Source organism: Streptomyces sp. NPDC102278, assembly GCF_044766345.1.
GTDB lineage: Bacteria > Actinomycetota > Actinomycetes > Streptomycetales > Streptomycetaceae > Streptomyces.
On record NZ_JBIWLV010000041.1, the window covers coordinates 1 to 9398 of the forward strand.

Consider the following 9398-nt stretch of genomic DNA (forward strand, 5'->3'; position numbering starts at 1 on the left):
CGCCCTGGCCGTACAGACGATGTACCACAAGCTCAAGGACGGCAAGGACTTCCCGAAGGAGGCCTTCGCCCCGACCACCATGGTCGACGCCTCCACTTGGAAGCATGTGGGAGTCAGATGCGGCTGACTCCCACCGGCATCGAGGACGGGTACGACCGCCGCGGCGCGTACCCGCCCCCACCGACCGTCGATCAGCAGCATGGCTGAGCGGCACACGTTCCCGCGGCTTGTGCAACTCCCCATGACCGTGGCCGGCGTGTTGGAGGTCAGCGACGACACCAGCGACGGGGAGGACGTCCGTCTCATGGGTGGTTGTGACCTGTCCTCCGTGATCTGTCCTCCGTGATCGTACGGCCGGACGTCACCCCGCCGGCAGGGCCCGGGCCGGCGCGAGGTCCGGTCGGTCGATCATCCGGCCGTCCACGCGCACGGCGGCCCCATCGGAATCGCCCGGGGCCGCGACGACCCGGCGCGCCCCGTCCCGCTCCGCCTCGGTCGGCTGCCAGGCGTGGTGCACGGGTTCCACCTGCCGCGGGTGAAGGCGGAAACAACGCCGGCGACGCAGGGCTGCCAACAATGGTGCGCCGATCGCCGCGATCGTCGTACCGAGTGCGTCGACGACGCCTAGCTTCTGGAGCTGGGCGATGTACGTGATGATTCCGCAGCCCAGGACAACGACCGGCCAGGCGATCTCCTTGGCGGCAGCCTGAGCCGTGCGACGGAAGAACAGCGCCGGCAGCGCGGCCAGAGTGAGGGCGAGGAAGCCGGTGTCCGGTGAGAAGACCGTGGCGTCCACGGCCATCGCGGCGGGGAAGCCCGGCAATACCTCTTCCGGCGCACGGCCGAGCACGACGCACCCCAGCACGAAGGTGGCGGCCTCTCGAAGCCATTGTTCTCGACGCTGATGTCGTGGTGGAGAGGCCTGGCAGAGCAAGGGTCTCGGAAACCGAGGATACCCGTGAGCAGGTAGACGCGCCGGCGGAGTGGGTGGTGCGGGGCACGGGACTCCTGTCCGAGTACGGGGCGGTACGGGACCCAGCCTGATCCCAGCCGCTGACGCTTCGCTGACGTCCCGCCGGCGCCCCGCCTCCACGGCGAATGCAGAGGCGACCGACCGCGGCCCGAGTCCGTCCGTCAGCCGTTCCGTGGGGCGTCGGACAGGGCGCTCCTGGCCTTCCACTGATCCCAGGACAGATTCCACTCACCGTAACCGTTGCCGATGTCCGCGTTGCCCTTGGAGCCCTCGCCGACCACCTCGAAGGCGTCACCGATCTGGGACTGTCCGAAGAACTCCCCGGCGTCGGAGGTACTCATCCCCACGCAGCCGGAACTGCTGTTGACGCGGCCGAAGGCGCCCTCGTTCCACGGGGCGGCGTGCGCGTACATGCCGGACCATGTGAGGCGCATCGAGTAGTCGACCATCTTGTCGTAGGCGTTCTCCAGGCCCACCGTCCGGGAGTCCATCCGGATGGTGCCCTCCTTCGACATGATCACCATCTTCCCGGACCAGGAGGCCTTCTTTCCGCCGGGGGTGCCGGCCGAGATCGGGACGGGCGCGAGCTGTTGGCCGTCCTGGGTCACCGACATCTTCTTGGTGTCGAGGCTGACCTGGATGCGACGATCCTTGCCGATCTTGAACTCGGTGTTGTAGTCCCGGGTGAACATGCCGCCGCCCTTCCCGGAGTCCACGCCGTTCAGGTGCATCTCGACCTTCACGTCCGTGCCGGACTTCCAGTACTCCGTGGGCCGCCAGTCGACGCGGTCGTTGCCGGAATAGTCCTTGATCCAGCCCCATGTCCCCTCGGTGTTGTTCGAGGTGGTGACCTTGAGTTGCTTCTCGACCTCCGCCTTGTTCGTCACCGGGTTGTCGAAGACGAGCGACACCGGCATCGCCACGCCCACCGTGCTGCCCTTGGAGATGTTGATCGAGACTTTGTTCACCTTGTCGGCGGCGCTCGTCTTGAACCGGGTGGTCGCGCTCTGACTGTCGCTGTTCTGCGCCTCGACCTTGTACTCCGCGCCGGGCGCGGCGTTGCGCTCCGAGGTCCAGGTCCTTCCGTCGTCGGATATCTTCCCCGGCAGCTCCGCGCCCTTGGCGTCGGTCACCTTCACTTGGGCCAGCTTGCCGTCGGCGACCGTCACGATCACCGGCCGGCCCGCCGCGACCCGGTCACCCGTGAGGTTGACCGAGACCGCCATGGGCGCCTTCGGCTTCAGCTCCGTCTTGCCCTTGTCGTCACCACCACCGTCACTCCCGCCCGAACAGGCGGTGAGCGAGGCGGCCAGAAGCACGGTGCCCGCCATGGCGGTGCGGCGTATACGGCTCAACGAAGGGCCCTTTCCAGGAGCGGTGGTGGTGGTGAGCGTTCGCACAAGAGGATGCGAGCGGCTCGACTCTAGGTTCCCGGATCGCGGGAAATGGCCGTGGATTGGCCGGTGACGCCGACCGCAGCGAAACGGTCATCATCCGGTCACAAACCTCGCGCGATCCGGTCATGGTCGGCTGTGAAAGTCCTGTGAGTGCCCGTCAGGGAGACCAGGAAGAACAGGGAGGTCGACAGCCGTGTGCGCACTGCTCGTGAACCCCACTCAGCAGGACCACGACCAGGACCGGGAGCTCCACGTGCGCGCCCTGTCGGTCACCGAATACCAGACGTTCCTGTCCCGGCACGGTGGGGCGAGTTTCCTCCAATACCCGTCCTGGGCCCGCGTGAAGGACCTCTGGCGCTCGGAAAGTCTCGGATGGCATCATCCGGACGGAGACATCCAGGGCGCCGGACTCGTTCTCTACCGACAGTTTCCCGGAACCCGCAAATACTTCGCCTACCTTCCCGAAGGCCCCGTCGCCGACTGGTCCGATCCGTACATCGACCGCTGGCTCACCCCGCTCCTTCGACACCTGCGGGCCAACGGCGCCTTCGCCGTCCGTATCGGTCCCGCCCCCGCCTACCGCCGCTGGGACGCGAGCACCGTCAAGTGCGGCGCCGGGATCGGCCGGCAGCTGTCCGACATCCTCGCCACCGAGGTCGACCCGGTGGGGGCCGCCCTCGCCGACCGGCTGCGCACCCGCGGTTGGAGGCGGTGCGGCGGCGAGGACGACGGCGACGCCCAGCCCCGCCACGTCTTCCGCGTGCCGCTGGCCGGCCGCTCCCTCGACGACGTGTGGGCGGGCCTCAACCAGGAATGGCGGCGCAACGTGCGCAAGGCCGAGAAGGCCGGTGTGCGGACGGTCATCGGCACCTCTGCCGATCTGCCCGAGTTCCACCGCCTGCTGCGCATCACCGAGGAGCGCGACGGCTTCCGCCTCGGCCGCTCGCTCGCCTACTACGAGCAGCAGTACCGGGCGCTCAACGAGGAGGCACCGGGCCGCATGCGCCTCTACCTGGCCGTCCACGAGGGGGAGATCCTCGCGGCCCACACGATGATCTTCGCCGGCGGGCGCGTCTGGTACCAGACCGGCGCATCCGCCGACCACCGGCGCGAGGTCCGGCCGAGCAACGCCCTCCAGTGGCGCATGATGTCCGACGCCCACGCCCTCGGCGCCCGGGAGTACGACATGCGCGGGGTACCCTCCACCGTCGACCCGACGGCGCGTGCGTACGGTCTGCTGCGCTGGAAGCTCGGCACCGGGGGACAGGTCGTCGAAACGCTCGGAGAGTGGGAGACACCGACGGACGGAGTCGCCAACGCGGCGCTCCACAAGGCGTTCCAGACCTACCTGGCCCGCCGGTGACGGCCACCGACACCGGGCCCGGAAGCAGAGCGACCGCCCCGGGAGGCGTCGTCGCCGAGGCGCCGGAGAAGGCCTCGGTGCTGCGCAGCGGCACACTCATGGCAGTCGGCTCGATCGTCTCCCGCGCAACCGGCTTCGTCCGCTCCGCCGTCGTCGTCGCGGCGCTGGGCACCGGACTCCTCGGCGACGGCTACGCCGTCGCCAACACGGTCCCGAACATCATCTACATCCTTCTCATCGGCGGCGCGCTCAATGCCGTCTTCCTGCCCGAACTGGTCCGGGCCACCAAGGAGCACGCGGACGGCGGAGCCGCCTACACCGACCGGCTGCTCACCGCCTGCACCGCGGCCCTCGTGGTACTCACCGCCGCCGCGGTCCTCGCCGCCCCGTTGATCGTCTCGGCGTACACCGACTACAGCGGCGACCAGGCCAGCACCACCGTGGCCCTGGCCCGGTACTGCCTGCCGCAGATCCTCTTCTACGGGCTCTTCACCCTGCTCGGCCAAGTGCTCAACGCCCGCGGCCGGTTCGGCGCCATGATGTGGACCCCGGTCCTCAACAACCTCGTGATCATCGCCGTCTTCGGGCTCTTCCTCCACGTCTCCCACGACGCGCCGGGCGTCCTCACCGCCGCCGAGACCCGGCTCCTGGGCCTCGGCACCACCGCCGGCATCGTCCTCCAAGCCCTCGCCCTCGTCCCCCCGTTGCGCGCCGCCCGCTTCCGATGGCGCCCCCGTTTCGACTGGCGAGGCAGCGGCCTCGCCCGCCCGCTGCGCAACGCCGGCTGGTTGGTGATGCTCGTCCTCACCAACCAGTTCGCCTACTGGGTCGTCACCCGGCTCTCCACCACCGCCGGGCAGGATGCCGCCCTGGCGGGTCTCGCCGGCGGCGCCGGCTACACCGCCTACAGCAACGCCTACCAGCTGTGGATCGTCCCGCAGGGCATCATCACCGTCTCCCTCGTCACCGCCCTGATGCCCCGGATGAGCTCGGCCGCCGCGGCGGGCGACCTCGCCGCCCTGCGTCGTGACGTCTCCTACGCGCTGCGCTCCAGCGCCGCCTTCGTCGTGCCGGCCGCCGCGCTGTTCGCCGCCCTCGCACCCTGGGTGATGGGCAGTGTCTTCGAGTACGGCCGCACCGGCGCCGCCGACATCGAGGTCATGGCGGGCATGCTCATCGCCTTCGCACCCGGTCTGATCGCCTTCTCCGCCCAGTACGTCCTCTCGCGCGGCTTCTACGCCCTCTCCGACACCCGGACTCCGTTCTTCCTGAACCTGGTCATCGCCGGGCTCAACGCCGGACTGTCCGCGGGCGCCTACTTCCTGCTGGCCCCGCGCTGGGCGGTCACCGGCATGGCCGCGGCCTCCTCCGTCGCCTTCCTCGCGGGCGCCGCCGTCACCGGGTACACCCTCGCGCGCAGGCTCGGTCCGCGCGCGGGAACCCGTACCGAACGCCGCACGAGTGCCGTACGGACCCACCTCCGGCTGCTGGCCGCCTGTACACCGGCGGCCGTCGCCGGGTACGCGGCCGCCCGCGTCACCGACACCCTCGGCGACTTCACGGCGGTCGGGGCGGGAACCGCCGCCCTCTCGCTGGTCGTCGTACTCCTCGCCCGGCCACTGCGCCTGACGGAGATCACCGAGCCATTGGACTCCCTGCGCCGCAAGCTCGGCCGGTAGCGGCAGGCAAGGCCGACGCACGACCCAGGGATACTGTCCGGATGTCACGTGTACTGCTGATCGAGGACGACCCTTCCATCCGGGAGGGCGTGGGCCTCGGCCTGCGCCGCCGAGGCCATGAGGTGAGTTCCGCCGAGACGGGGGAGGAGGGGCTCGCCCTGATGGCCGGCTTCCGACCCGAACTGGTCCTGCTCGACCTGATGCTGCCGGGGATCAACGGAGTCCAGGTCTGCCGCCGCATACGCGAGAACAGCCAGGTGCCGATCATCATGCTCACCGCACGCGGCGACGACTTCGACATCGTCGTCGGCCTGGAGGCCGGAGCCGACGACTACATCGTCAAACCCGCCCGCACCGAGGTCATCGAGGCCCGCGTCAAAGCCGTGCTGCGCCGCCTCAGCGACCCCGTGGGGGCCCGCCCCGGGATCGAGCACCACGGCGAACTCACCATTGACCGCGCCGGGCTCAGCGTCGCCAAGAACGGCGCACGCGTGCCCCTCGCCCCCAGCGAGATCAAACTTCTGCTGCACCTCTCGGCCTCGCCCGAGCAGGTCTTCTCCCGCCGGCAGCTCCTGGAGTACGTCTGGGACCACAGCTACCACGCCGATGCCCGACTCGTGGACGCCTGCGTCCGCCGACTGCGCACCAAGATAGAGAGCCCCCACGCGAGCCCCCGCTACATCCAGACCGTGCGGGGCTTCGGCTACCGCTTCGGTCCCCTGTAGGCCCCGGTGCGACGCATGGCTCCGCTCGGCCTGCGGACCCGGCTCATCGCCGCCTTCCTGCTGGTCGCCGCGATCAGCGCGGTGACCACCGCCGCCCTGACCTACCAGCAGGCCCGCAACGCGATTCTCAAGCAGACCCAGGACACCGCCGTCAGTACCCTGCGCGACCAGGTCGAACAGTTGGAGATCCGCCTCCCCCTGGATCAGGCGGAGCTGCAACGGGTCGTCATCGAGCTCGGCAAGCGCGGCAAACCGCACCCGTGGATCGTCTTCGGCGAGTACGGCAGCCTGCGCGTCTCCACCAACCCCGACACACCGACCTCCGGTGTGATCACCGACGACCTGCGCGAGAAGGTCCGCCGTCACGACTACACCGCCTTCCAGCGGGTCGAGGACGAGCGCGGCAAGCCGTGGCTCACGGTCGGCGTCCCCGCCGTGTTCCAGCACAACGGATTCAAGGAGTCCACCGGGGCCGTCTTCTTCGCCAGCGTTCCGCTTTCCACGGAGCGGCAGACCGTCGAGGCCATGGTCGACGCCGCCAAGCAGGGCGCTGTGCCGGGCTTGGCGATCGCCGTGGTTCCCGCTCTGTTGGCGGCTCGTAGTGTGTTGCGGCCGGTGCGGCGATTGCGTACCGCGGCGCAGCGGATGGGTCGGGGGGAGTTGGACACGCGGATCGAGGTCAGGGGTGCGGATGAGTTGGCGGGTCTCGCCCGGACCTTCAACGAGACGGCCGGTGCGTTGGAGCGTTCGGTGGAGGAGTTGCGGCAGGCGGAGGTTCGGGCGCGTCGGTTCGCCTCCGATGTCTCCCATGAGCTGCGTACGCCGCTGGCGGGGATGCTGGCGGTGACGGAGGTTCTCGACGAGGATGCCGGGAGCCTCGATGCCGACACGGCCAAGGCCCTGCGATTGATCAGCGCCGAGACCGGGAAACTCGCCGTGCTCGTCGAGGACCTCATGGAGATCTCGCGGTTCGACGCCCGGGCCGCCGAACTCAACCTCGACGACGTCGACGTCGCCGAGGCCGTTCGCAAGACCCTGGAACGCCGTCACTGGGACGACGACCGTGTCGTCACCGGACTCCCGGACGGGGTGCGTGCCCGGCTCGACCCGCGCCGCTTCGACGTGATCCTCGCGAACCTCGTCGGCAACGCCCTGCGACATGGTGGCGCGCCGGTCCGGATCACCGTCACCTGCGCGCCCGGGCCCGACGGGGACCGTCTGGTGATCGAGGTGGCCGACAGCGGACCGGGCATCGCTGCCGAGGTGCTGCCGCACATCTTCGACCGGTTCTTCAAGGCCGACGCGGCCCGCACCCGCTCGGCCGGCAGCGGCCTCGGACTCGCGATCACCCTGGAGAACGCCCACCTGCACGGGGGAACCCTGCACGCCGCCAACGGCGCCGACGGCGGAGCCGTCTTCACCCTCGACATGCCCCTGGAGGCCCGCACATGACACGCCGCAGGACGCGCTCCAGAGCCGCCACGGCCACGGCCGCGCTGACGGGCTGCGCCCTGCTGCTCACCGGCTGCGGGATCAAACGCACCGGGGTGATCGAGAGCGGCCACGCCGCGACCGTCAAGGTCTCCGGGGCCGGCAAGAACACTGTCCTCTACTTCGTCTCCAAGGAGGGCGACCGGCTCGTCCCTGCCCCGTTCACCCTGTTCGACGGCTACACCATCGCCCCCGCGGCGCTCGTCCGCCTGCTGCTGGACGGCCCCATGGGCCGGGCCGGGGAGGCGGGCCTCACGACCGCGCTGCCCCGGCTGCCCGCCGGGAAGGCGGACGCGGTGACGGTGAGTCCCTACTCGCAGGAGCGGGGGATGACGGTCCAGGTGCCGTTCCCGGTCGGTGACCTGTCCGAGCTGGCCCGCGAGCAGATCGTCTGCACCGTCGGCATCTCCGCCGTGGCGGACACCCTCACTCCCGTCGTCCTCCGGGGCACCGACACCGCCCTCCCCGTCGACGAGTGCGAACTGGCCCGCTGACCGGGCCCTGCCGCCGAAGGGCACCCGTGGGCCATCGGCTGCCCGTCAGGTTCGGGGTGGTCGAGTTGCCGTGGTTTCGGTCCCCGCCCCTTGACTTTCCCAGTGGGAAAGTGGGACGCTCACTTTCCTACTGGGAAAGTGCGGTATCGCCATGGCCGACATCACTCCGGAGCAGGCAGGTATGGCTCTTGAGGCAGTCGAGCGCGCCCGCCATCAGGTCGCCGAGGAGGTGGGCCTGCCCCGCGGCTACTGGTGGTCGATGGCCGCCGGTTGGCTCCTGTTGGGGGTACTCGGCAGCCTGACGCCCCCCTGGGTGGCCGGGGCGGCGACCCTGGCCTTCGGCATGGGGCACGCGGGGCTCGCGTCACGGCTGCTCGACGGTCGCAGGCGTACCGGGCAGGTGCAGGTCAGCAGGACGGTCGCCGGTCGCCGCGTCCCCTTCATCGTGATCGGCATGCTGCTCGGGCTCGTCGCGGTCACCGTCGGGGTGGCGCTCGCGCTCGACGCCGACGGCGCCGACCACGCCGGCATCTGGGCGGCCGCGCTGGTCGCGCCCGTCATCGGATTCGGCGGCCCGGACATGCTGCGCGTCCTGCGCAGGTGGGTGCGGGCATGACGGACGCGCGTTTCGACGAACTGATCCATCCCAGCACCCGCCTGTCGCTGATGGCGACACTGGCAGCGGTTGACTGGGCGGAATTCGCCTTCCTCAAGGATCGGGTCCAGCTGTCCGACTCGGCGCTGTCGAAACAGCTCACGACACTGGAGGACGCAGGCTACGTCGCCACGGAACGCCGCCTCAGCGGCAGCCGTCACAAGCGCTACGCACGGCTCACCGGCGACGGGCGGGAGGCTTTCAACGGCCATGTCGCGGCCCTCCGGGCGATCCTGGCCGGCGCCGCGACTCCAGCCGAGGGCCCGCAGTCGTGAAGCGTCGTCTACGTGCCGTTCGGCGGCGCGGGCGGGCGACCCCTCAGGGACGCCTGCGAACGGAGTCGCACCATACGAACACCTGCGCAGCCGGCCGCTCTCGTCGACCAAGTGGCAGTCCGCGGGCATGTCACCGGGCGTGCTCGTAGTAGTCCGGCAGCTGCTTCAGGTAGGGCGGGAGGTTGGGGTTGGCCAGCAGCCGGGTCATCCAGCCCGGGTCCTCCGGCATGGTCAGGGGGCTCAGGGGGGTTTCCTCGAAGGGCAGGCCCAGGCGGCACCTCAGGACGCGCGCGATGTCCGCCGCCGTCAGCTCGCCCTGCGGGGTACCACCCGGGCAGTGGGCCAG

General features: G+C 70.2%; 11 protein-coding genes. 8 read left to right on the forward strand and 3 right to left on the reverse strand.

Annotated features, from left to right (window positions below; all coding sequences use genetic code 11):
- The first annotated feature begins 199 nt into the window (after positions 1-199).
- The gene (locus tag ACIRO3_RS36750) at positions 200-346 is read left to right on the forward strand and encodes a hypothetical protein (RefSeq protein WP_404144101.1); all 147 of its coding nucleotides are present in this window, start codon (positions 200-202) and stop codon (positions 344-346) included.
- A 15-nt stretch (positions 347-361) separates the two neighbouring features.
- On the opposite strand, the gene ACIRO3_RS36755 is transcribed toward ACIRO3_RS36750, so the two are convergent.
- On the reverse strand, positions 362-850 hold the full coding sequence (locus ACIRO3_RS36755; RefSeq protein WP_404144103.1) for a hypothetical protein: 489 nt from the start codon (positions 848-850) through the stop codon (positions 362-364).
- A gap of 284 nt (positions 851-1134) precedes the next feature.
- Positions 1135-2304 (reverse strand): Ig-like domain-containing protein, encoded by a 1170-nt coding sequence (locus ACIRO3_RS36760; protein WP_404144117.1) that lies wholly within the window; start codon positions 2302-2304, stop codon positions 1135-1137.
- A 319-nt stretch (positions 2305-2623) separates the two neighbouring features.
- On the opposite strand from ACIRO3_RS36760, the gene ACIRO3_RS36765 reads away from it, so the two are divergent.
- The 7 genes from ACIRO3_RS36765 to ACIRO3_RS36795 all read left to right on the forward strand — a co-directional run bounded on the left by ACIRO3_RS36765 (position 2624) and on the right by ACIRO3_RS36795 (position 9052).
- Positions 2624-3733 carry a lipid II:glycine glycyltransferase FemX gene (locus ACIRO3_RS36765; protein ID WP_404144119.1) on the forward strand — a complete coding sequence of 370 codons (1110 nt, stop codon included), beginning with the start codon at positions 2624-2626 and terminating at the stop codon, positions 3731-3733.
- The gene (murJ, locus tag ACIRO3_RS36770; protein ID WP_404144105.1) at positions 3730-5412 is read left to right on the forward strand and encodes a murein biosynthesis integral membrane protein MurJ; all 1683 of its coding nucleotides are present in this window, start codon (positions 3730-3732) and stop codon (positions 5410-5412) included. Before ACIRO3_RS36765 ends, murJ begins: the two co-directional genes overlap by 4 nt.
- A 41-nt stretch (positions 5413-5453) precedes the next feature.
- Positions 5454-6137, forward strand: coding sequence for a response regulator (locus ACIRO3_RS36775; RefSeq protein ID WP_404144107.1), 684 nt, complete (start codon positions 5454-5456; stop codon positions 6135-6137).
- Between the two features lie 15 nt (positions 6138-6152).
- On the forward strand, positions 6153-7589 hold the full coding sequence (locus ACIRO3_RS36780) for an ATP-binding protein (protein ID WP_404144109.1): 1437 nt from the start codon (positions 6153-6155) through the stop codon (positions 7587-7589).
- Positions 7586-8122, forward strand: coding sequence for a GerMN domain-containing protein (locus ACIRO3_RS36785; RefSeq protein ID WP_404144111.1), 537 nt, complete (start codon positions 7586-7588; stop codon positions 8120-8122). Before ACIRO3_RS36780 ends, ACIRO3_RS36785 begins: the two co-directional genes overlap by 4 nt.
- Before the next feature lie 151 nt (positions 8123-8273).
- A complete protein-coding gene (locus ACIRO3_RS36790) occupies positions 8274-8738 on the forward strand; it encodes a hypothetical protein (protein ID WP_404144113.1) in 465 nt (154 codons plus the stop codon).
- Positions 8735-9052: a transcriptional regulator gene (locus ACIRO3_RS36795; RefSeq protein ID WP_366000606.1), complete on the forward strand. Its 318-nt coding sequence runs from the start codon at positions 8735-8737 to the stop codon at positions 9050-9052. The genes ACIRO3_RS36790 and ACIRO3_RS36795 overlap by 4 nt, the downstream gene beginning before the upstream one ends.
- Before the next feature lie 130 nt (positions 9053-9182).
- On the opposite strand, the gene ACIRO3_RS36800 is transcribed toward ACIRO3_RS36795, so the two are convergent.
- Positions 9183-9398 (reverse strand): hypothetical protein (locus ACIRO3_RS36800; protein WP_404144115.1); only part of this gene is annotated, 216 nt, incomplete at its 5' end.

Bases quoted from the DNA above. Each gene is read 5' to 3' on its own strand.
- ACIRO3_RS36760 (WP_404144117.1), bottom strand. From the start codon at position 2,304: ATGGCGGGCACCGTGCTTCTGGCCGCCTCGCTCACCGCCTGTTCGGGC.
- ACIRO3_RS36795 (WP_366000606.1), top strand. From the start codon at position 8,735: ATGACGGACGCGCGTTTCGACGAACTGATCCATCCCAGCACCCGCCTG.
- ACIRO3_RS36750 (WP_404144101.1), top strand. From the start codon at position 200: ATGGCTGAGCGGCACACGTTCCCGCGGCTTGTGCAACTCCCCATGACC.
- ACIRO3_RS36780 (WP_404144109.1), top strand. From the start codon at position 6,153: ATGGCTCCGCTCGGCCTGCGGACCCGGCTCATCGCCGCCTTCCTGCTG.
- ACIRO3_RS36775 (WP_404144107.1), top strand. From the start codon at position 5,454: ATGTCACGTGTACTGCTGATCGAGGACGACCCTTCCATCCGGGAGGGC.
- ACIRO3_RS36785 (WP_404144111.1), top strand. From the start codon at position 7,586: ATGACACGCCGCAGGACGCGCTCCAGAGCCGCCACGGCCACGGCCGCG.
- ACIRO3_RS36790 (WP_404144113.1), top strand. From the start codon at position 8,274: ATGGCCGACATCACTCCGGAGCAGGCAGGTATGGCTCTTGAGGCAGTC.